18 protein-coding genes and 1 pseudogene are annotated in these 20,167 nt (G+C 58.1%); 9 read left to right on the forward strand and 10 right to left on the reverse strand.

Going from position 1 to position 20,167, the window contains the following annotated elements:
• Window positions 1–71 precede the first annotated feature (71 nt).
• Window positions 72–845 (forward strand): ParA family protein, encoded by a 774-nt coding sequence (locus tag KW838_RS20580; protein WP_102699569.1) that lies wholly within the window; start codon window positions 72–74, stop codon window positions 843–845.
• A gap of 57 nt (window positions 846–902) precedes the next feature.
• Here the strand turns inward: KW838_RS20580 and KW838_RS20585 are convergent, their stop codons facing one another.
• Window positions 903–2,075 carry a DUF1624 domain-containing protein gene (locus tag KW838_RS20585; protein ID WP_218503166.1) on the reverse strand — a complete coding sequence of 391 codons (1,173 nt, stop codon included), beginning with the start codon at window positions 2,073–2,075 and terminating at the stop codon, window positions 903–905.
• 218 nt (window positions 2,076–2,293) lie between these two features.
• Here KW838_RS20585 and KW838_RS20590 point away from each other — a divergent pair, with 218 nt between their 5' ends.
• The 3 genes from KW838_RS20590 to KW838_RS20600 are packed head-to-tail and all read left to right on the forward strand — an operon-like array spanning window position 2,294 to window position 5,377.
• Window positions 2,294–3,115: an ABC transporter substrate-binding protein gene (locus KW838_RS20590; protein WP_218503170.1), complete on the forward strand. Its 822-nt coding sequence runs from the start codon at window positions 2,294–2,296 to the stop codon at window positions 3,113–3,115.
• The gene (locus KW838_RS20595; protein WP_102699572.1) at window positions 3,112–3,957 is read left to right on the forward strand and encodes an amino acid ABC transporter permease; all 846 of its coding nucleotides are present in this window, start codon (window positions 3,112–3,114) and stop codon (window positions 3,955–3,957) included. Before KW838_RS20590 ends, KW838_RS20595 begins: the two co-directional genes overlap by 4 nt.
• Window positions 3,958–3,994: 37 nt before the next feature.
• Window positions 3,995–5,377: an LLM class flavin-dependent oxidoreductase gene (locus KW838_RS20600; RefSeq protein ID WP_102699573.1), complete on the forward strand. Its 1,383-nt coding sequence runs from the start codon at window positions 3,995–3,997 to the stop codon at window positions 5,375–5,377.
• A gap of 422 nt (window positions 5,378–5,799) precedes the next feature.
• On the opposite strand, the gene KW838_RS20605 is transcribed toward KW838_RS20600, so the two are convergent.
• Entirely contained in the window at window positions 5,800–6,573 is a 774-nt protein-coding gene (locus KW838_RS20605) for an ABC transporter substrate-binding protein (protein WP_218503172.1), read from the reverse strand.
• Window positions 6,574–6,756: 183 nt separating this feature from the next.
• Here KW838_RS20605 and KW838_RS20610 point away from each other — a divergent pair, with 183 nt between their 5' ends.
• A complete protein-coding gene (locus KW838_RS20610; RefSeq protein ID WP_256358918.1) occupies window positions 6,757–7,635 on the forward strand; it encodes an MliC family protein in 879 nt (292 codons plus the stop codon).
• A gap of 66 nt (window positions 7,636–7,701) precedes the next feature.
• Here the strand turns inward: KW838_RS20610 and KW838_RS20615 are convergent, their stop codons facing one another.
• From KW838_RS20615 to KW838_RS20630, 4 genes are read right to left on the reverse strand one after another with little or no spacing between them, the layout of a single operon-like run.
• The gene (locus KW838_RS20615) at window positions 7,702–7,884 is read right to left on the reverse strand and encodes a DUF1289 domain-containing protein (RefSeq protein WP_102699576.1); all 183 of its coding nucleotides are present in this window, start codon (window positions 7,882–7,884) and stop codon (window positions 7,702–7,704) included.
• 2 nt (window positions 7,885–7,886) lie between these two features.
• On the reverse strand, window positions 7,887–8,258 hold the full coding sequence (locus tag KW838_RS20620) for a hypothetical protein (RefSeq protein WP_218503175.1): 372 nt from the start codon (window positions 8,256–8,258) through the stop codon (window positions 7,887–7,889).
• Window positions 8,259–8,297: 39 nt separating this feature from the next.
• A complete protein-coding gene (gene dmeF / locus KW838_RS20625) occupies window positions 8,298–9,251 on the reverse strand; it encodes a CDF family Co(II)/Ni(II) efflux transporter DmeF (RefSeq protein ID WP_218503188.1) in 954 nt (317 codons plus the stop codon).
• 19 nt (window positions 9,252–9,270) lie between these two features.
• Window positions 9,271–9,546: a metal/formaldehyde-sensitive transcriptional repressor gene (locus tag KW838_RS20630; protein ID WP_007974809.1), complete on the reverse strand. Its 276-nt coding sequence runs from the start codon at window positions 9,544–9,546 to the stop codon at window positions 9,271–9,273.
• A gap of 106 nt (window positions 9,547–9,652) precedes the next feature.
• Between KW838_RS20630 and KW838_RS20635 the strand changes: the two are divergent.
• Window positions 9,653–9,841 (forward strand): annotated as a pseudogene (locus KW838_RS20635) (hypothetical protein); the annotation flags it as partial.
• Here KW838_RS20635 and KW838_RS20640 read toward each other — a convergent pair.
• Window positions 9,838–11,109 carry an MFS transporter gene (locus tag KW838_RS20640; RefSeq protein WP_218503190.1) on the reverse strand — a complete coding sequence of 424 codons (1,272 nt, stop codon included), beginning with the start codon at window positions 11,107–11,109 and terminating at the stop codon, window positions 9,838–9,840. The pseudogene KW838_RS20635 and the gene KW838_RS20640 overlap by 4 nt on opposite strands.
• A 301-nt stretch (window positions 11,110–11,410) precedes the next feature.
• Here KW838_RS20640 and KW838_RS20645 point away from each other — a divergent pair, with 301 nt between their 5' ends.
• Window positions 11,411–12,538, forward strand: a complete 1,128-nt coding sequence (locus tag KW838_RS20645; protein ID WP_102699580.1) for an MFS transporter — start codon at window positions 11,411–11,413, stop codon at window positions 12,536–12,538.
• Between the two features lie 61 nt (window positions 12,539–12,599).
• The gene (locus KW838_RS20650) at window positions 12,600–13,694 is read left to right on the forward strand and encodes a LacI family DNA-binding transcriptional regulator (protein ID WP_218503482.1); all 1,095 of its coding nucleotides are present in this window, start codon (window positions 12,600–12,602) and stop codon (window positions 13,692–13,694) included.
• A 67-nt stretch (window positions 13,695–13,761) separates the two neighbouring features.
• On the opposite strand, the gene KW838_RS20655 is transcribed toward KW838_RS20650, so the two are convergent.
• Genes KW838_RS20655 through KW838_RS20665 form a run of 3 tightly spaced genes read right to left on the reverse strand, consistent with a single transcriptional unit; the run spans window position 13,762 to window position 17,899 of the window.
• Window positions 13,762–15,372: an FAD-dependent oxidoreductase gene (locus KW838_RS20655; protein WP_218503192.1), complete on the reverse strand. Its 1,611-nt coding sequence runs from the start codon at window positions 15,370–15,372 to the stop codon at window positions 13,762–13,764.
• Window positions 15,373–15,389: 17 nt separating this feature from the next.
• Window positions 15,390–17,177 (reverse strand): thiamine pyrophosphate-binding protein, encoded by a 1,788-nt coding sequence (locus KW838_RS20660; RefSeq protein ID WP_218503195.1) that lies wholly within the window; start codon window positions 17,175–17,177, stop codon window positions 15,390–15,392.
• Window positions 17,174–17,899: a ThuA domain-containing protein gene (locus KW838_RS20665; RefSeq protein ID WP_102699584.1), complete on the reverse strand. Its 726-nt coding sequence runs from the start codon at window positions 17,897–17,899 to the stop codon at window positions 17,174–17,176. The genes KW838_RS20660 and KW838_RS20665 overlap by 4 nt, the downstream gene beginning before the upstream one ends.
• Window positions 17,900–18,296: 397 nt before the next feature.
• On the opposite strand from KW838_RS20665, the gene hisD reads away from it, so the two are divergent.
• Complete coding sequence (gene hisD, locus KW838_RS20670; protein WP_102699585.1) at window positions 18,297–19,580, forward strand: histidinol dehydrogenase; 1,284 nt, start codon at window positions 18,297–18,299, stop codon at window positions 19,578–19,580.
• The last annotated feature ends 587 nt before the right edge of the window (window positions 19,581–20,167 follow it).

Below are 20,167 nucleotides of genomic sequence, written 5' to 3' on the forward strand. Positions count from 1 at the left end.
TCATAGAATTGACATGACTGCTTACATTTACTACAGATGGCCTTTGGCCTTTTCATGGATGAGCAAGCCTTATGCGTCGTGTCGTATTCAATCAAAAAGGCGGCGTTGGAAAATCCAGCATCGCCTGCAATCTTGCCGCTGTGAGTGCTGCCGAAGGGTACCGAACGCTGCTGGTTGATCTCGATCCCCAGGCCAACTCGACTCACTACCTCACGGGGCTGAGCGACGAGCTTATTCCTGCAGGCATAGCCGATTTCTTCAAGCAGACGTTGTCCGGCGGTTTCGAAGGCAGGCGCAATCGGGTTTCCATCACCGAGACCCATTACAACAACCTCCACCTGGTGACGGCGAGTCCCGATCTGGCAGACCTGCAATCAAGACTCGAGAGCAAGTTCAAGATCAACAAGCTGCGCAAGTTGCTGGTTGAACTGTCCGAGGATTATGAGCGCATCTATATCGATACGCCGCCTTCGCTGAACTTCTACACCTTCAGCGCTTTGGTGGCGGCAGACCGGGTGCTGATTCCATTCGATTGCGACAGCTTTTCTCGCCAGGCGATGTACCGGGTCATCGCTCAAGTGGAGGAACTGCGACTCGATCACAATGAGTCGCTTGAAGTGGAAGGGGTGGTGGTGAACCAGTTCACCGGACACACCGGTTTTCACCAGAGTCTCGTCAATGAGCTGCTGGCCGAAGGCTTGCCAGTGCTGCCGGTTTATCTCAGCAGTTCCGTCAAGATGCGCGAGTCTCACGAAGTGTCTGTTCCCATCGTGCATCTGGCCCCGCGCCACAAGCTCTCGCTGGAGTACGCGGGCTTGCTGGATGCACTGGAGCGGGCCGCCTGATAGCGAGTCGCTGTCTACGCGCTGTTACCGGCCGCCCGCGGCGAACCTGTACCCCGATCAGAAGTATTTGAGCCAGCCAATATCACGACGACGAGCCTTCAATGCGGCAAACCAGCGCACAGGTAGATACAGCGTTGTAGCCAAGAGCGCTGCCGTCAGCCACACCATCCACATGCTGTCGAAACCGAAGTAGTTGCCCTGATTCAAACCGAACAACGCCACATGGGTCAGATACAGCATTTTCAGCGCGTAAAGATGGAGCAGGTAGAAGAACATCGGCGCCGCGCCAAATACCGCCAGAGTGCTGATCCACTTGCGTTGCCGAGCCCGCTCAAAACCAGGCAGAAGCAACAGGCCCACCCCTAGCGTCAGCGAGAGGAACAGCAGGGAAGGCGGGTACTTTGTGATGTTGAAGAAACTCATGAGGGTGTGTGTGGCGCTTTCATAGTGCACCCAATGTGCCTCGCCATAACCGTTAACCAGGCGCAGTGCGATGAAACCGGTCAATGCGCCGGCCCCGGCCAGCAGCAGATAGCGCTGACGCACGGTGGCCGAGGCTGAGCGTGCGAACCAGGGGCCGATGCAGTAACCCAGGGCGATGACACCGATCCACGGCAGCAGGGGATAGGAAGTGCGCAGGCGCAAGCTGTCGGAGAATTCGATCCAGCCGCGGTCATGCAAGATTGCCCAGGGCAGGTGCATCGCTGATCCGACCGGGAAGTGCAGAGAATCGAGCAGGTTGTGCCCGGCGACGATGACCAGGCCCAGCACACACAGGAACGGCCGAGGCAGCCAGACCAGTGCAGCGAGGGCCGTCATGCTCAGGCCGATCGCCCAGATCACCTGCAGGTAGATCACATTGGGCGGCAACTGGAATGTCCAGGCGAAATTCACCAGGGTGAACTCCAGCAGAACCAGGAATAGACCACGCTTGAACAGGAACATCGACACGGCTTTCTTGCCCTGGTGTTTTTCGCCGTACAGATAAGCGGACAATCCGGTGAGCAGAACGAACACCGGCGCACATAAATGGGCGAGAGTCCGGCTGAAAAACAGCGCCGGTTCGGTGGTGTCGATGGCCATCGGGTCGGCTACCTGGCGGTGTAGAAAGAACGTCTCGCGCACGTGATCGAGCAGCATCAACAGGATCACCAATCCCCTGAGGGCATCGATGGATAGCAGGCGTTGGCTTACGCTCGTGGTGGGCGGAATCTGATTGAAGTGTGTCATCGAAAGTCGCAGGCAGGGAGTGGAGAGCTCTGCCAGTAGCCACCGACAGAGTACGATTGGTTACTGTATAACATAATATAGGCCTGCCCCGTGAACGTTCCGGCCATTGATTCGATATAGCCTGAAGCGAGCCTTATATTCCATAAAGAAAGTACAAATGCGTTTTATAGTGCGTTTTAATCTATTCAGGTTTTTTGAATTGATTGGAGCATTTGTCTTTGAAAACTATGGCGCTTCTACCCCTTGGCTTGGCGTTGCTCGCTACCTGTTCAACGGCCTTCGCGGGTGCGACCCTGGATCGCGTGACACAAAAAGGCGAGCTGACCGGCGTCCTGATGGAAAGTTATCCGCCGTTCTCGTTTCTCAATGATCAGAACCAACTTGACGGGTTTGACGTGGATGTTGCCAAGGCTGTTGCGCAACGCCTCGGGGTCAAACTCAAGTTGGAAACACCGTCCTGGGATGTGATTGCTGCTGGCCGCTGGAGCGGGCGCTATGACATCTGCGTCTGCTCGATGACCCCGAGCAAGGCACGGGCCGAGGTGTTTGATTTTCCGGTCGAGTATTACCAGTCGCCGGCAGTGATCGTGGTAAATGCCAAGGACAAAGACATCACGGCGGGCAAAGACTTGTCCGGTAAAAAAGTCGGTGTGATCAGCGCGTCGACTTACGAAGCCTACTTGAACAAGGATCTGGTGATCGAGGGTGCCGAGGACAAGCCGTTGAACTATCCGTTCGATAACGTCCAGGTGGCCCCTTATGACAATGAAACAGTGGCCTTCCAGGACCTGGCGCTGGGCACTGGCGTGCGCCTTGATGCCATGGTCACCAACCTCATCACCGCTCGCGAGCGGATTGCCCAGGATCCGCGCTTCAAGATAGCCGGCGATACGCTGTATGCCGAACCGAACGTCGTGGCCATTGAAAAGGGCGACCCGCAATGGAATGCCAAAGTCACCGAGGTCATTACTCAACTCAAGACTGACGGTACGCTGAGCAAGATTTCGCAGAAGTGGATCGGTGCCGACATCAGCCAATGACAGCCCTCAACCCACACCCGGCCAAGGCAACTGCCGCCCCCGAAATCGAGACGCGCCGCCTTAGCCAATTGTTTGGATTTCGCACTCGCCTGTATTTGACCTGGGCGGCGTTGTCTGGATTGTGCGTCCTGTTCTTCATGAGCTTCGATTTGAAGTTTTCGATCATCCTGGAGAAATGGCCCAATCTGGTCGGCCTGCACCTTGGGCCAAACGGTTTCCTGCAAGGCGCCGCGCTGACGTTGTTCCTGTGTTTCTGTTCGATCTGGCTTTCATTGCTCCTTGGTTTTGTGACGGCGCTGGCGCGCCTGTCACGCAGCGCAGTGGCATTCGGTATTGCCAGTTTCTATGCGTCTTTTTTTCGCGGTACACCGCTGCTGATCCAGATCCTGCTGATCTATCTGGGCTTGCCGCAGTTGGGCGTTGTACCCGGGGCAATCAGCGCGGGGATCATTGCGCTTTCGCTTAACTATGGTGCCTATCTGAGCGAGATCTTTCGCGCCGGCATCCTGGCGGTAGCACCCGGGCAACGTGAGGCGGCGAAGGCGCTGGGGCTTGGGCCGAGGGCGACCTTTGTGCACATCATCCTGCCGCAAGCCATGCGCACGATCATTCCGCCGACAACCAGCCAGTTCATTTCAATGCTCAAGGACTCATCGCTGATTTCGGTGATGGGCGTGTGGGAGGTCATGTTTCTGGCGCAGTCCTATGGGCGGTCTTCCTATCGCTACATCGAAATGCTCACCACCGCAGCGGTCATCTATTGGTTGCTTTCCATCGGGCTGGAATTGATACAGCACCGCCTTGAGCGCCACTACGGCAAAGGTTTCAACAATCAGCGGTGAACCGCCGCGTTTAATGACTTTATCTACAGGAACCACGATGTCCGATCCAACACCTCTTTTGTTTGCGCTCTATGAGCAAGCCAGTGTGGGCTGTGGCGGCGCGCCAAGCCTTTGGACGCATCCCGCTGACGAACGACTGGCGATCAATTCCCTGGGCTATTGGTCGAACCTGGCGCGCATTGCCGATCAGGCTCACCTCGACATGTTGTTTTTTGGTGATGTGCTGGGCTTCTACGATGTATTTGGTGGCAACGCCGATGCGGCGATGAAGTGGGCCGTGGAAGCCCCGGCGAACGATCCGCTGATGATCATTCCGGCATTGGCCGCCGTTACGGAAAACCTGGCCTTTGGCGTTACCGTGACCACCAGCTACGAACATCCCTTTACCCATGCCCGACGCTTCAGCACGCTGGATCACCTCACCAACGGTCGGGTCGGCTGGAACATCGTCACCTCCTACCTGTCCAGCGCCGCCCGGAACTTCGGCCTGGAGCAGATGATCAAGCACGATGACCGCTATGAACGTGCCGAAGAGTTTCTTGATGTGGTCTACAAACTCTGGGAGGGCAGTTGGGCCGACGACGCCGTGGTCGCGGACAAGTCACGCCAGCTCTACGCTCGGGGCGAGCGCGTACGCCCGATCAATCATGTGGGTGAGCATTACCGGGTGGCCGGGCCGCATTTGACGTCCCCCTCGCCACAACGGACGCCTTTGTTGATTCAGGCGGGCTGGTCGGGGCGCGGTCGTGAGTTCGCAGCCAAGCACGCCGAATTGATCTTCATTGCCAAGTCCAACCCGCAGGAAATTCGCCTGGGGCTGGAGGAAATCTGGGCCAAGGCCCAGGCACGTGGCCGTCAGCGTGAGGATGTGAAGTCCCTGACAGTGCTGCGAATCGTCACCGCGAAAACCGAGATTGAGGCTCAGCGCAAGTACGACGAACTGCAAAGCAACTATCACTTGCAGGCGCAACTGGTCAGTTACGCGGGCGACACCGGCATTGATATCGGCCGCTATGCCGACAGTGAGGCGCTTTCCACCTACACCGAGGGCATGACCTCCTATGTGATGCATCCCGATGGCAGTGGCAAACCGTTGACGGCAGGCGACGTCAAACAGCGTTTTGCCAACGTCACCCGAGGCAGTGATCTTATTCTCGTGGGCACCCCTCAACAGGTGGCCGAGCGCATTGAGGAACACGCCAGAATTTCCGGTACCAGCGGTTACATGATCAATCCGCTGATCAGCCCGGGCAGTCTTGAGGACTTCGTAGAACTGGTGATCCCTGAATTGCAGAAACGTGGGCTCTACCGGACCCAACCGCAAAGCGGTACCTTTCGCTCGCGGTTAAGGGGTGACGGTTCGAACCATTTGCCAGCGTCGGCTTATGGCGCTTCGTTCCGTTTCAATGAAGGTTTGTAGTGGCCAGGGCTGGAGGTCACTTGTAGGCGCTGGCGAAGCCTGCGATGGTCGTTAACGATAACGCGGGTGAGCTGGATAAACGCGGCGCACTGGAGTCCATCGCCAGCAAGCTGGCTCCTACAGTAGTTTCAGCGTGGGCAGAGTCCTTGTGGGAGCTGGCTTGCCAGCGATGGTCGTTAACGATAACGCGGGTGAACTGGATATACGCGGCGCACTCGAGTCCATCGCCAGCAGGCTGGCTCCTACAGTTTCAGCGTGGGCACGGTCCCTTGTGGGAGCTGGCTTGCCAGCGATGGTCGTTAACGATAACGCGTGTGGTCTGGATGAGCGCGGCGCACTTGAGTCCATCGCCAGCAGGCTGGCTCCTACAGTTTTCCGGGGATGCGTGAAGAACCTCATTCCATGAAACACGGGGCAATTCACTACTCAGGAAACCAGCGCCGGTGAAGCCTCTCAAGCACACCGTTGGCCTCGATGCGTCGATAGCCCTCGTCATACATCTCCAGTGCTCGCAATCCGTCTGGATGGGACAGGCTAAAACCTATCGTCGAGTTCACCAGACCGCAATTGAAGGCGAAGCGCACGGTATCTTCTGTCCCTGACTGCTGAGCCTTTCGGTTTCTGACCTCGAGGTCATTGCTCATGATCACGGCTGCCTGAAAGCGTCGAGCAGCGAGTTTTTGGAGGCTGGTCAAGTCTGAGAGGGAGTTCTCGAACACGACCCCTGAGGTCTGGAGCGCGATGACCTGGGCTGAGTATTCGTAATCTCTGGTGATGCCGACGACGGTGCCGGGCGGCAAAATACATTGACCGTCCGGGGGCTTCGGCAAGGGCGCCTTGATGGATTCAAAAACATCGTTACTGACCTTGAATATCGGTCGCGCCGCCAGTTTGATCTTGCCCTGGAATTCGGGTTGCCAGCTCATGTTGAAGCAAGCGGCGACCTGGCCGCTGAGCACCATGTACTTACAGCGTGAATAGGGCACCACTTTTAACCTGGCCTCCACGGCCATCTCTTTGAAGGCGGCGAGGACCACGTCGTTGGCGTACCCTGTACCGTCGCTGTTTGACCAGGGGGCGGCGGCATCTTCTACCATGATCGTCAGCGTTTCATGCGTCTGCTGTGCGGCGTTGGCGCTCGCTGCCAGCAGTTGGAGGATGCACGTCAGAAGGGTCGGAGCAAGATATGGCCACATTCCGCGATAAGTCCTTTTTAACCCTGGACGCTTCATTGAGTGCTTCATTCCAGCGCTGGCGGTCAGGTATTCAATTGTCGGGGTTCTGTTGGTTCTTGCTGATTATAACAAGCCCGTTGTGGTCGACCCGCCGGATGATCTGCGAAACTCGCAAAGATCTGCTCGTTAATGGAGTAACCGCCCATGCCGTTGTTTGACGACTGCCCGGATCTAAAAGGACTGCACATGACCCAGTATCTTGCCTTGTTTCTTGTTGGCGCCACGGGATTTGCCCAGGCGCAATCCCTATGCTCTGACGCCTGGTACCAAGCGATCGACAAGAGACTGCAAACGGCCGATGCGCAAGGGCACGGGCCGGATATGGGCTCCGACGAATGGAAATCGGTGATCGAATTCAAGTTAGGGGTTCGCGGTGGGGCAAACGTCCCTGAACGAAGCTCCGAAGAGTGGTGCAGGTACATTGATCAGCAGACCAAGGCGATGGGGGCGAACGGGAGCGACGCCGGAAAACCCCTGACGGTCAATGTTCCACCTGGCCCTTCCTACGATTGCACCAAGGTGGAGCCCGGCGGTATTGAAGCGATGATCTGTAAGGACGAGGACTTGTCCGCACTCGATCGCAAGCTGTCGCAAGTGTATGCCAGTGCGAGTATCAAGGCCGGCAACGAGCATCCTCCCACGCTGAAAGCAGAGCAACGTGGATGGATCAAGGGGCGCGATGACTGCTGGAAGAGCGATGACGTGGGTGCATGCGTACGCCTGGAGTACCAGCGGCGCATCGCCGAGTTGCAGGCACGGTACCGACTGGTATCGGGCACAGGGCCTGTTTACTACGAGTGCGACGGCAACCCGGCTAATGAGGTTTCGGCCACGTTCTTCAAAACCGATCCGCCGACGCTCATCGCAGAGCGTGGCGATAGCGTATCGCTGATGTACCAGCAGCCAGGCGGCAGTGGCATAAAATACCTTGGGCGCAATGAGACCCTTTGGGAGCATCAGGCCGAGACGACAATCACGTGGGGATACGGTGCGCTCGAGTTACATTGCAAAAGAAAACCTTGAAACAGCGCGCTTGATCAAAGCGCGCATTCAAACGTTGAGATCAACGACACGCAATACGCTTTTTGGTTAACCCAGTGCTTTCCTGAGCCCTTTCAAGCGCACATTCGCCCGTTGCACAGCGGCCATTTTTTCAGGCCGCTTCATGCGTTTCCACTTTCTGATGTCTTCCTTGCTTCGCCCGCAACTCACACACAGATCACCACTGAGTTGGCAAACCGAGATGCAGGGGTTTTCGATTTCCTTAGCCATTGTCAGTCACCTTTGGCCACCCGTGATTGAGCCAGGCGATTTTTCCAGTCACCAGCGTGAGTGCGTTGGCACTCCTCCTCAGAGTCGAAACGGACATTGCGGTCTGAAGGGGTCAGGTCGATGTTGGCCTCATTCAACGCGATGGCCGTCAACTCAAGGATGCGCGCCTTCGCATCAGCCTGGGCGAGCTGCCTTTCAGCCAGGGTTTCGAACACCCAGATGACCTTCAGGGTTTCAGCCAACGCATTCAGGTCAGCGGTGTGGGTGAGCCAGGCAAAGCCTTTGATTTCACCTTTTGCGGTTTCGCACGCTTCGGTGAGCGTGGTGATCAACCGGCGTTCGATCCGCGCCAGTTCACGTTTGCCTGGTGGCATTCGGGGTTCCTTTGGAGACAAGAGTGGGGAGGTGCGGGATCAGGCCGGTCGAAATTCGACCGTCAGGTGGCTGACTTCGTGCACTGGTTTAAGACGTTCACGAATGCTGTCGGCGCTCGTAGTGGCTTCGCCAAGGACGCTGACGATGGCCGCATGGGCTTGCGGTCCGACTCGCCAGACGTGCAAGTCCGTGATGGTGGCATCCCCCGGTTTCTCGACCCGTTCGCGGATTTCCTCGGCAACCTGCGCATCGGTCTGATCGAGCAGCACACCTGCGGTGGTCCCCATCAAGGTCCAGGCCCAACGCGCGATAACGATGGCGCCGACGATGCCCATCACCGGGTCCAGCCATACCCAGCCCAGATACCGGCCGGCGAGCAGTGCAACAATGGCCAGCACCGAAGTCAGCGCGTCTGCGATGACGTGGACGTAGGCGGATTTCAGGTTGTTGTCATTGCTGTGATGGGCATGGGCATGGGCATGGGCATGGGCATGGCCGTGATCATCATGATCGTGCCCATGACTGTGCCCATGACTGTGATCGTAGCCCAGCAGCAGGGCACTGACGACGTTGACGATCAGACCGGCAATCGCGATGAGCGTCGCGGTGCCGAACTGAACTTCCGTTGGCTGCAAGAGGCGCATGACAGACTCAACGCCAATGCCCAGGGCGACCATACCGAGGATCAGCGCCGAGGCGAACCCGCCCAGGTCGCCAACCTTTCCGGTACCGAAACTGTAGCGCTGGCTGTAGGCATGGCGTTTTGCGTATCCGTAAGCGGCCGCTGCGATGCCCAATGCGCCGGCATGGGTTGCCATGTGAAAGCCATCGGCCAGTAGCGCCATCGAGCCCGTGAGGTACCCGGCGGTAATCTCGCCAATCATCATCACAACGGTCAGTGCCACAACCCAAAGCGTACGCCTGGCATTTTCGTCGTGCGCCGGGCCAAGGAACACGTGGTCGTGCCTGTAGTTGATGGGGGGGCTGCTCATGATGTCTACCTGGATGCGTTCACTTGGAGTAACGGCGAATGGCTTCAAGCAACTCTTCGACGCCCTTGTTGCGCTCTGCTTCGCTCAGCGCAGGGTTCGCGACATGCTCGCGCGCGTGGTCCTCGATGATTTCTTCCATCAAACCGTTGATGGCGCCGCGAGTGGCGGCCACAAGGTGCAGTGTCCTGGCGCAATCGAGATCCGATTCCAATGCGCGTTCAACGGCCTGGATTTGTCCGGCGATACGTTTTACACGCTTGAGAAGATCGTCTTTGTTTGCTGCGATATGGCCCATTGGATGGATACCCCCTCTACCTATGCTTTGCGCATGATAGGCATACCCCCTATACCTATGCACTACTTTTTCTGCGCGAGTTCTTCGGCCATGTGCATTAACAGTTAAAGGCACACAAGTTACCGCGCTGAACTTTGGCGCGACAGCGATCACCGAAACCCTGCATCTGCCCAGCGCTGCGCCGGGGCCGGTGGTCGACATCATCAACGAAGGGGTCGAGGGCGAATTCACCATCACCCTCGATGCCTATGAAGGCCTGGCACTGCGTATTGCCAGCAGTTCACCGATGATCTAGGCGCTGGTGTTGCTGGCGACGGACTGTTTTACGCGCTTGTCGATTTTTGGCGCTCTCATCAGCAGTGGGCCCAATGTGGCTAACAGGCCCAGCATGATCAACGGGAAAAACATCAGCGAATCCAGACCGAAATGGCTGACGATCACGGTGATGGCGGCGGGTCCCACGAGCATGCCCGAGAAGCCGATGCAATTGACGATGCCGATGTTGCGGCCTGCATGTTGCGGGTCCCGGCGCCCGGCGGCGGAAATCATCAGTGGCGCGATGCAGGAAAGTCCGAGGCCGAACAACGCGAAGCCGAGGATGCCGGTAACGGCCGTGCCGCCGACGATGGTGAGGGTCATGCCGAGGACACAGACCGTCCCGCATGCGAAAACCACTTGAGCGTTACCAAAGGTCGCCGCCAGACGGTCGCCGAACAGGCGCCCGATGAAAGCCGCACCGACGAATATCGACACCGCCATGCCCGCGGTGGAAGTCGATGTTGAGAACTCGCGGCGAATGTACTCCTGGCCCCAGTCGGCAATCGCGTTTTCACCCATCATGCTGCCCAGCAGCAGAGCGCCGAGTGCAATCATCACCAGTAGCGTTCTGGTCGATGGACCCTTGCCGATTTCATCAGCGGACTGAGCGTCTGTTTGCCAGTCGTCGGATGATGCGTCTGGAACGTCATGCTTGCCCAGCAGCCACCGGCTGAAAATACAGCCGACAATCAGCATGGCGATGCCCAGCACGGTAAATGGCACTTTTATGCTGTCGGTGTAGAAACCCGTCAGCCAACTGCACGCCATCCCGAGCAGAAAACCACCCAGCGAATAGAACGCATGGAAGCCGGACATGATCGAGCGCTGGTAAAACCGCTCAACTTGAACGCCATGGGCATTCAATGCGGTATCCAGGGCGCCGCGCAGCAAGCCCAGCACAACGCCAAAACACATCGCAAACCAGAAACCGCTGACGAAACCCAGCGGGATAATGGACAGGGGGTAGGCGAGGGCGCACACGGTGATTACCGGTTTAGCGCCGAAGGTGTCCAGCAGGCGGCCTACCAGCAGCGCTCCCGCCGCTGAGCCGACGCCGACCCCGAGTGCGATCAGGCCGAAGTTCGCATCACCCAGTTCACCGGTAAAACCCAGTTGCGTCCTGAAGACACTCACCCCGGTTGACCAGATGTACATCATGGCGCCGATCATCATGAATCCGAGGAACGTCGCGATTCGCGCCTTGCGGATGCGAGTGGGGATCGGTGTTTTTTGAACGTTATTCATCACGCTGCATTGTCCCTGTTGTTTTTGTTGGGTGTTCATGCAAAAGCTGAGTAAGGCAAGAGTTATACGTATAACTCCATTCAAAAATAACATTGGTGGCAAGATTGATGTCAACTTTTTCGTGGCTATTCTCAATTCAGGCGACGTAAAGCATGTAGTCATGTGTGACGAGGCTGTTGGTTTTGAACGGATCCTGTGGCCGAACGGGTTATTATGGGTTATACGTATAACTCAAATTGATCCGAGCACAGGGGTTTCCGTGTCATCTCAGGAATTGCTACTGCCGTGCGCTACACCTCATATGCTGGCCTATCGATCGACGTTCCTGTTGTCGGGGTTATGCATGGGCGCCTGGGCTCCGTTGGTACCTTATGCCCGCACGCGAGCGGGGATCGACGACGCGGCCCTGGGGCTGTTGTTACTGTGCCTTGGCTTGGGTTCGCTGGTGATGATGCCGCTGGCGGGTATTCTCAATGCGCGCAAGGGTTGTCGCTTTACGATGCACGTGGGTATTGCGCTGGTGTTGCTGACCTTGCCCTTGTTGGCGACGACTCACTCCTTCGCCGGTTTGATTTTCGCCCTGACCGTTTTCGGGGCAGGGTGCGGGTCGGTCGACGTAACGATGAACGTTCAGGGCGTGATGGTGGAACGCGCGACGGGACGCTCACTGATGTCCGGTTTCCATGGGCTGTTCAGCCTCGGCGCGATTGTCAGTGCTGCCGGTATCACCGCCTTGTTGTGGCTGGGCGCCACGCCGTTGATGGCAAGCAGTGCGGTCATGGCGATCCTGGTCGCGTTCGTCCTGACGCATGGCCGACAGTTGCTGGGGCGCAGCGGTGACGAAGGCAGCCCGATATTTGTCAGGCCTACCCGAAAGGTTTTACTGCTGGGTATGCTTTGCCTGTTCGCCTTTCTTGCGGAGGGCGCGATTCTCGACTGGAGCGCGGTGTTCCTGGCTGACGAGCGAGGTGTCCAGCATTCCCTGGCCGGGCTGGGTTACGCAGTGTTTGCGGTGATGATGGCGCTGGGCCGATTGAACGGTGACCGGATACTGCTGAAACTGGGGCCACGGGTGGTGCTCATTGGCGGTGGAGTCGTGGTCATGTTGGGGTTCGCTTTGGTGGTGTTGGCGAATGATTGGCTGTTGAACCTCGTGGGGTTTGCGGTGATTGGCACAGGTCTGGCCAACATCGCTCCGGTTTACTTGTCGCTGGCAGGTGCCCAAAAGACAATGCCTGGTGAGCTGGCCATTGCCGCCGCCACCAGCCTGGGCTACCTCGGCATTTTGATGGGGCCGGCAGCCATTGGCTTCGTCGCCCATGCAAGCAGCCTGCCCTTGGCGTTGCTCGCTGTTGCCGCGTTGATGATCGCGATCATTTTCAGTGCCACTCGACTGGTTCCGAAGGTTTCACCTCAACGGTTACACTGAGTGCATGGCGTTTTTTTTCACTGACCTCTCACGAGGTTTCAAAAAGGTTGGGAAGCAAGCGATGGCATCCGTTTCAATGAAAGATGTAGCACTGGCGGCGGGGGTGTCCCAGCCCGCGGTGTCTTACGCTTACAATCGCCCATCCAAACTGTCCGAGGCCCAGCGTGAGCATATCCTTGCCGTAGCGGCGTCACTGGGTTACCCGGGACCCAATGTGCTTGGGCGTAGCCTTCGATCAGGCAAGATCGGGGCGATCGGGTTGATGATGATGGACAAGTTGTCCCTGGCGTTCGCCGACCCTTGCACTGTTGCCCTGCTGCGAGGGATCAGCGAGGTAGGGGAACTGGAGAACGTCGCGCTGACGTTGTTCCCGCTCAACAACAACCGTTTTGTCGGCCGGGCACAGGCAGCGAATCACGGCAGCCTTGCGCTGCGCGGGTTGGTCGATGGCTTGATTATCTCGACCTTGCCCGATGACCACCCGGCCGTGCTGGCCGTGGTGAAACAGAACATTCCGTTTGTGGTGATCGATTCGCCGTTGGTGGAAGGTTCTTTTTTTGTCGGGATTGATGACCGGGGTGCCGCACGTGCGCAGATGCGTCACTTGCTGGATCTGGGGCATCGCAAGATAGGGGTCATCATTGACCGTCTTAACCCGGACGGATACCGCGGCCCCATCGACCGGCACCGTTTCAAGAGTGCAAGTGAGCGTATCGTCAGGGAGCGGCTGACCGGCTACGTGGAAGAGGCAAGTGCAGCCGGCCTGGCATTCGAGGATTTGAGCATCATAGAGGCCGGCGGTCTTGACTCGACGTCCGGGCAAACCGCTGCCTTTACCTTGCTGACATCCAGCGACGTCACGGCGGTGGTGGCCTGTTCGGACGTCATGGCGATCGCTTGCATGAAAACCGCCCATGCGCTCAATCGCGAGGTTCCACAAACCCTTTCGGTGATTGGCTTCGACGATATTCCCGAGGCGGTGCAACTGGGCCTGACCACCATTGGCCAACCCATCGTCGAGAAAGGTGTCTACGCGGCAAGGCTTTTGACCGAGCAGTTGAATGCACCGGCCGATACTCCGCTGGAACCTGAACAGAAGATATTCGCCACCAAGTTGATCGTGCGCAGTTCGACGCTCAAGGTGCAGGACGTTTAACGCCAATCGATGAATAAGGCTGCGGTGACCCAGCGCGACCGCAGCCTTCGGCTTCATGTCATGCCATTCATTGCACCAGTTGCTTGAAGTTCGCCGCGACCCGCAGGGCGTTGGCGGCGATGGTGAGTGCCGGATTGACCGCGGCCGATGACGGAAAGAAAGAACTGTCGACCACCCAGACATTGTCCAGGTCATGCATCTTGCAATTGAGGTCCAGCACGCTCGACACCGGGTCCTTGCCCATGACCGCCGTACCGCATTGATGCGAGTTGGTGGCAATGCCCATGCGTGCTTTGAGGATCAGCGGGTAGCCTGCCGCCCGCATGACCTGGCTGGTCCTGGTCACCAGGCCTTCATGGGCTTTCAGGTTATTGGGTTTCCAATGGACCTTGATCGCACCGCGTTGCGCGTCATACGTGACCCGGTTTTCCCGGGTTGGCAGGTCCTCCGATGTCAGGTACAGGTCGACGCTGTGATCGGTGATGTAGCGCGAGGCGAACTTCGGCAGCCACGGACGCATGGAGGTGATCATGGGTTCGCGGATTTTTCCCAGCATCTGCACGTTACCCAAGGGAAACGAGTTGTGCGCACCGGCGCTGTACCAGTCGTTGATGGCCAGGGTCTTCTGGAAGATCACCTTGTTTTTGCGTCGAGGGTCGATCGCCAGCATGAACGTGCTGTTGTGCACCATGTAGTTGCGACCCACTTGCCCTGAACTGTTGCCCAGGCCTTCGGGGTGCTGTTCGTTTGCCGACTTGAGTAACAGCGCGGCGCTGTTTACCGCCCCGCAGGCCAGCACGAAGCGCTTGGCACGCAGCGTCACTGCGCGACCATCGATCAGACCGTGGGCTTGAGTGACTGTCCGCCCGTCTGCAGCAGTTTTCAGTTGCTGGATCGTGGTGCGGGTCAACAGCCTGACGGTTGCACTGCGCAAGGCGGGCCTTAATGCGCAAACCTCGGCGTCAGCCTTGGCGTCCAGCAGGCAAGGGTAACCGTCGCACGTTGAGCACAGTACGCAGTCACCGCCATTGCCATAGTCCACGGCCGCAGGCATCACGAAAGGCTTGAGCCCGGACCGGCGCATGCTCTGCTCCAGGGAAGCCAGGGCAGGGTCATGTTTGAGCGCCGGTTGTGGGTAGGGGCCTGAGCGCCAGGGTTCGCTGGGATCGACGCCTGCCTGGCCATGTACCCGGTAGAGTTTTTCCGCCTCGGCGTACCAGGGTTCCAGATCCGCATAGCTGATCGGCCAAGCCGGAGAGACGCCTTCGGCGTGCTGGATTTCGGCAAAGTCTTCTTCGCGAAACCGCGGCAGCATCGCGCCATAGAATTTGGTGTTTCCGCCCACGTAATAAAACACGCCGGGCGAAAAGGGTTGGTTTGACTCGTCCAGCCATTGCTCGGCATTGCGATAACGGCCTTGCCCGAAGACCGATTCGGTGCTCCAGTTCTGTATTTCTCGTGGCAGAAAATCACCGCGCTCGACGATCACAACGTCCAGCCCGCTATCTCGCAGCGCATGGGCAAAGGTCGAACCACCCATGCCCGAGCCGATAATCACCACATCACAATTGATATTGCCATCAGCATCAGGTGTCACCACGTCGAGGGCGCGCGGTTCGCGCGACGCCCCCGATTGTGGATTCAGCTCTGCATGATGCGAAATCAATGCATCACTCATTTGAGCCGCTCCAGTTCTTATAGGTGTTGTTCGGAGTTCCGGATTTCCCAGTACTCGTCCTGACGTTCGTCAGTGATGTATTCGGGAATCGGGAAGTCCCACCAACCCGGTACCCAAGGGCCAGCAGCGTCGCGGTCAGTCGGGATTTCGATCAACACCGGCGCGTTCAAGTCCAGGGCTTCCTGCAGGATCGGTTCGAGGTCTTCCGGGCGCTCCACACGATAGGACTTCAGGCCAAAGGCTTCGCCCACCGCTTTGAAGTCCGGGCTATAGGGCGTGCCGTCCGGATGGTTGAACTCGGTGCCGATATGGCGGCTGGTTTGCTTGCGCTGGCCACCGCGAATCGACATGTACCCGGCGTTGTTCTGGATCATGAACACGACCGGAATATTGTTGGTCACGCAGATCGCAATTTCCTGCGACGTCATCAGGAAGTCACCGTCGCCCAGAATGCACACCACCGGCTGGTTCGGTGCTGCCAGTTTGGCACCGATGGCGGCAGGCACGGCCCAACCCATGGAGGAGAACCCGCCGGAGGTCAGGTGGGTGCGAGGGGTGTAGACCGGGAAGGTCTGCTTGACCGCGCCCTGGGTGTTGCCGGAGCCGACCACCACGATGGTGTCCCGCGGGAAAATCTTGCGCAACGCGCCCAATGGACGTTGCGAGGTGAACGGGAAGCGGTCGGAGTCACGACGACCGGCCAGCTTGGTTTCCCATTCGTCCTGATAGCCGCGCAGATCGCTGAGGTACTCTTCGCGATCGACAGTCTGGCCTTTCAGGCCTTCGACGATGTGAGCCAGCGCGTGCTTGGCGTCTGCACAGATACCGACCGTAACGGGGTAGTTCTTGCCGATTTCGTGCGGGTCGATGTCGATGTGGATCAACTTCGACGGCGGAATGGCGAAAGTCACGCCCTTGGCATAACTGGACGACGACCAGTCGGTGAAACGGCAACCTACGGCGATGATCACATCGGCCGTCGAGGCCACTTTGTTGCCGCACATCGTGCCGGTCTGGCCGACGCTACCTGCGAACAACGGGTGGTCTTCCGGGAAGCCGCTTTTGCCGTTCCAGGTGGTGACTACCGGAATTTGCCAGGCCTCGGCCAAGGCGAGCACTTCAGCGCTGGCTTCGCCCGTGATGACACCGCCACCGATGACCAGCACCGGCCGTTTGCAGGATTGCAATTCTTCAACGGCGCGAGCAGTGGCCGCCGGATCCGGGAAGCATTTGCCGATCGGCGTACGTTCTTCCAGGGCGTGGAGGGTCACTTCCGCGGCCTCGGCCTGGACGTCCATCGGGATTTCCAGATGGACCGGACCTGGGCGACCGGTGACCATCGAGCTCCAGGCCCGATGCATCATGAACGGCAACTCTTCAACGCGCGTCGCGACCCAGTGCCGCTTGGTCACGGCCTCGGCGATTTTAGGGAAGTCGTTGTCGGTGTAGCGTTCCAGTTCCTGCAGCAGACCGTGGCCACGCATGTGCGTGGGTGGCCCGCCAGTGATCAGCATCAGGCTGGTGGAGTCGGTGAACGCGGTGGCCATGCCGATCACGGTGTTGGCGGCCCCGGCGCCGATGGAGGTTACCGCAGCCATCGGCTTTCCGGCCACGCGGTAGTAACCATCTGCCAGATGCACGGCGCTCTGTTCGTGGAAGACCTGGATGAACTTGAGTTTCGAGTCTTCTTCGAGGAAGGCGTCGGTGAGTGTCCAGATGCCGTGGCCGGGAATGCCGGCGACATACTCGACGCCGTAGTTTTTCAGGGTTTGTGCCACGATCTGGCTGCCGGTCAATTTGCTCATGACAGGACTCCTTGGGTTGATGAAAGCGGGGTGGATGCGGTGGTTTTGCCTTGATTTTCAGCTCGCCCGCGCGTAGCCCAGTTCAGGCCTTGCTTGGTCAGGCGGCGAATATTCGGGTCGGCGAGGTTGCTGGTGTCGTGTCCGATCGAGTGATAGAACACGCGTCCCTGGCCCCACTGGCGAACCCAGGCGACCGGGCTGCGATGGCCCTTGATCCACGGGAACGGGTTGCCGTCGAAGGTGGTTTCGGCGAGCACATGGATGTTCGGGTCGACCTGCATGTAGTACTGCTCGGAACGCACCTCGAAATCCTCGACGCCTTGAGTGACTTCGTGGGTGCGGTCGATGACGTTGACCTGGTACGGATGGGGAAAGCCTTCGCCCATCGGATGCTCGAGAAAGGAACCGCCCAGTACCCAGTGGTACTTGAGGCTTGCGCGAAAGGCCGCGCCCGCACCGTGCCAACCCACCAGGCCGGTGCCGCTTTCGATCGCTTCGAGTAGGCGATTTTCCTGCGAGGTGGTCAGCGTTTCAGTGGTGACCGCGTTGTTCCAGCCGATCACGATCAGGTCATAACCGGTCAAATCCCTGTCCAATGTGAAGATGTCTGTCGACTCTTCGACGTCGAAATCCAGCTCCTGGAAAACGGTCCGGGCCCACCCGGCGATTTCATAGGGGAAATGGCCGGGCCAACCCCCGTATAGATACAAGACTCGACTCACGGTTGGTCACCTCTTAAGTTGGGTGTGATTATTAGGTTATACGTATAACCGCTTATTTAAGCTATCACTCAAAATCGTGCTGTCAATGCCTTGATCGGATTTTTAATGAAATGACCCATTAGAATAGGAGTGGCGTCGAGCTAGCGTTCATTACTACAGGCTGCGGAACAGTTTTGTTCACGTCGTTTTTGAGAATAAAAGGTTATACGAATAAGCGGGATTGCCCGTGGCAGAGGGGCGGGGCTGTCAGGAGTGCTTCAACTTTGCGTCTGTGCTGCGTCAGATCGCGTCAGCAATAAGGCGGCTGCGAAATTGCCCGGAGCAGGGGGGGTGAGAAAAGATGTTTGCCAATGCTGAGTGCATGTTGCGTGCATCAAGAACCACCTGGAGCATATTGATGATTCGTTATCTGAAAAAAAGTAAGCCCGTCGAAGCCCAAGCCGAAATCGCTTTGCAAGTGCGCGATACGGTCGAGCAGATCATTGCCAATGTCGCCAAGAACGGCGATGCAGCCGTTCGGGAGTATTCGAAGAAATTTGATAAGTGGGAGCCTGCGACCTTCCGCCTGACCGACGAAGAAATCGCCGCGTGCGTTGCCAGTCTTTCGGAACAGGAAATCGGCGACATCAAGTTTGCGCAGGCACAGGTCCGTCGGTTTGCCGAGGTACAGAAAGCCTCGATGCACGATGTCGAAGTCGAAACCCTCCCGGGTGTGATCCTTGGGCATCGCAACATTCCGGTGAACTCGGTGGGCTGCTACATCCCCGGAGGCAAATATCCGTTGCTGGCATCGGCACACATGAGTGTCCTGACGGCTAAAGTCGCTGGCGTGAAGCGTGTGGTTGCAGCCGCGCCGCCCTTCGACGGCAAGCCTCATCCGGCCATCGTGACGGCCATGTACCTCGCCGGCGCCGATGAAATCTATTGTGTCGGCGGCGTTCAGGCGATTGCTGCCCTGGCGTTGGGGACCGATGACTTCAAGCCGGTCGATATGATCGTCGGGCCTGGCAACGCCTTTGTCGCCGAAGCCAAGCGCCAGCTGTTCGGCAAAATCGGCATCGACTTGATTGCCGGCCCGACCGAGACACTGGTGATAGCCGATGACAGTTCCGACGTAGAAATCATTGCCGCAGACTTGCTGGGCCAGGCCGAGCACGGCGTCAACTCACCAGCGGTGTTTTTGACCAACAGCGCCGAACTGGCAGAAACCCTGCCGGCGGAAATCGAGCGCCAGCTGGCCATTCTGTCGACCGCCCCCGTCGCCTCCGTCGCCTGGCGTGACTATGGCGAGATCATCCTGTGCGACACCGTGGATGAACTTGTCCAGGAAGCCGACCGCATTGCCTCCGAACACGTCCAGGTCATGACCCGAGACCCGTTGTACTTCCTGGAGCATATGACCAACTACGGCGCGCTGTTCCTCGGGCAGCGGACCAATGTCTCCTACGGCGACAAGGTGATCGGCACCAACCACACATTGCCGACCACCGGGACTGCGCGTTACACCGGCGGCCTGTGGGTTGGCAAGTTCATCAAGACCTGCACCTATCAGCGTGTCCTGACTGATGAAGCCTCTGTGCTGGTCGGCGAGTACTGCTCCCGCCTGTGCGGCATGGAAGGTTTTGCCGGGCACAAGGAACAGGCGGATATCCGCATTCGCCGTTACAAGCAGGCTGTCTGATTTCTCCCGTTTATAGAGCGCAACCTTTGTCGGCGTGACAGCGCTCTTTTTTGAACATCGAACCGGCGGATCTCACCAGGCCGCCTGGTTAGTTGCAGCACTTGGCAAGCGGGTAGCGGGAGAAAGGGTCGTTTCTCGGTACTGCTGGTCACTCTTACCGCTTTTCCAAGTGTTTTCAGGCTCCCCGATTGGGGGGCTTTTTTTTGGGGCTTCCACTGGTTTGAGCGTGGGCACGACCCCTTGTAGGAGCCAGCTTGCTGGCGATGGTCGTTAACGATAACGCGTATAAACTGGATAAACGCAGCGAACTTGAGTCCATCGCCAGCAAGCTGGCTCCTACAGTTTCCCGGGAATGCGTGAAGAACCTTTTTTTCTTCACGGAATTCTGGGAAACACGTGCACCACCAAGGTCGAGCGTTAGCTCGCCTCGCGGTGCTGTTGCGGTGCACGCCCCTCAAGAGGTCGAGCGCAGGATCTGCGCCGTCGGCAGCCCGGCATGGATGCCGGGATGGCCAATGGCGGGGCGATCTGATCCCGCGACACAGCGTTGAACGACGGGACGAAATGGGCGTGCTGGCGGGTTGATT

Origin of the sequence: Pseudomonas sp. PDM27 (genome assembly GCF_019219205.1) — a bacterium.
GTDB lineage: Bacteria > Pseudomonadota > Gammaproteobacteria > Pseudomonadales > Pseudomonadaceae > Aquipseudomonas > Aquipseudomonas laurylsulfatiphila.

Bases quoted from the DNA above. Each gene is read 5' to 3' on its own strand.
- KW838_RS20580 (WP_102699569.1), top strand. From the start codon at position 72: ATGCGTCGTGTCGTATTCAATCAAAAAGGCGGCGTTGGAAAATCCAGC.
- KW838_RS20585 (WP_218503166.1), bottom strand. From the start codon at position 2,075: ATGACACACTTCAATCAGATTCCGCCCACCACGAGCGTAAGCCAACGC.
- KW838_RS20595 (WP_102699572.1), top strand. From the start codon at position 3,112: ATGACAGCCCTCAACCCACACCCGGCCAAGGCAACTGCCGCCCCCGAA.
- KW838_RS20600 (WP_102699573.1), top strand. From the start codon at position 3,995: ATGTCCGATCCAACACCTCTTTTGTTTGCGCTCTATGAGCAAGCCAGT.
- KW838_RS20605 (WP_218503172.1), bottom strand. From the start codon at position 6,573: ATGTGGCCATATCTTGCTCCGACCCTTCTGACGTGCATCCTCCAACTG.
- KW838_RS20610 (WP_256358918.1), top strand. From the start codon at position 6,757: ATGCCGTTGTTTGACGACTGCCCGGATCTAAAAGGACTGCACATGACC.
- KW838_RS20615 (WP_102699576.1), bottom strand. From the start codon at position 7,884: ATGGCTAAGGAAATCGAAAACCCCTGCATCTCGGTTTGCCAACTCAGT.
- KW838_RS20620 (WP_218503175.1), bottom strand. From the start codon at position 8,258: ATGCCACCAGGCAAACGTGAACTGGCGCGGATCGAACGCCGGTTGATC.
- dmeF (WP_218503188.1), bottom strand. From the start codon at position 9,251: ATGAGCAGCCCCCCCATCAACTACAGGCACGACCACGTGTTCCTTGGC.
- KW838_RS20630 (WP_007974809.1), bottom strand. From the start codon at position 9,546: ATGGGCCATATCGCAGCAAACAAAGACGATCTTCTCAAGCGTGTAAAA.
- KW838_RS20640 (WP_218503190.1), bottom strand. From the start codon at position 11,109: ATGAATAACGTTCAAAAAACACCGATCCCCACTCGCATCCGCAAGGCG.
- KW838_RS20645 (WP_102699580.1), top strand. From the start codon at position 11,411: ATGCTGGCCTATCGATCGACGTTCCTGTTGTCGGGGTTATGCATGGGC.
- KW838_RS20650 (WP_218503482.1), top strand. From the start codon at position 12,600: ATGGCATCCGTTTCAATGAAAGATGTAGCACTGGCGGCGGGGGTGTCC.
- KW838_RS20655 (WP_218503192.1), bottom strand. From the start codon at position 15,372: ATGAGTGATGCATTGATTTCGCATCATGCAGAGCTGAATCCACAATCG.
- KW838_RS20660 (WP_218503195.1), bottom strand. From the start codon at position 17,177: ATGAGCAAATTGACCGGCAGCCAGATCGTGGCACAAACCCTGAAAAAC.
- hisD (WP_102699585.1), top strand. From the start codon at position 18,297: ATGATTCGTTATCTGAAAAAAAGTAAGCCCGTCGAAGCCCAAGCCGAA.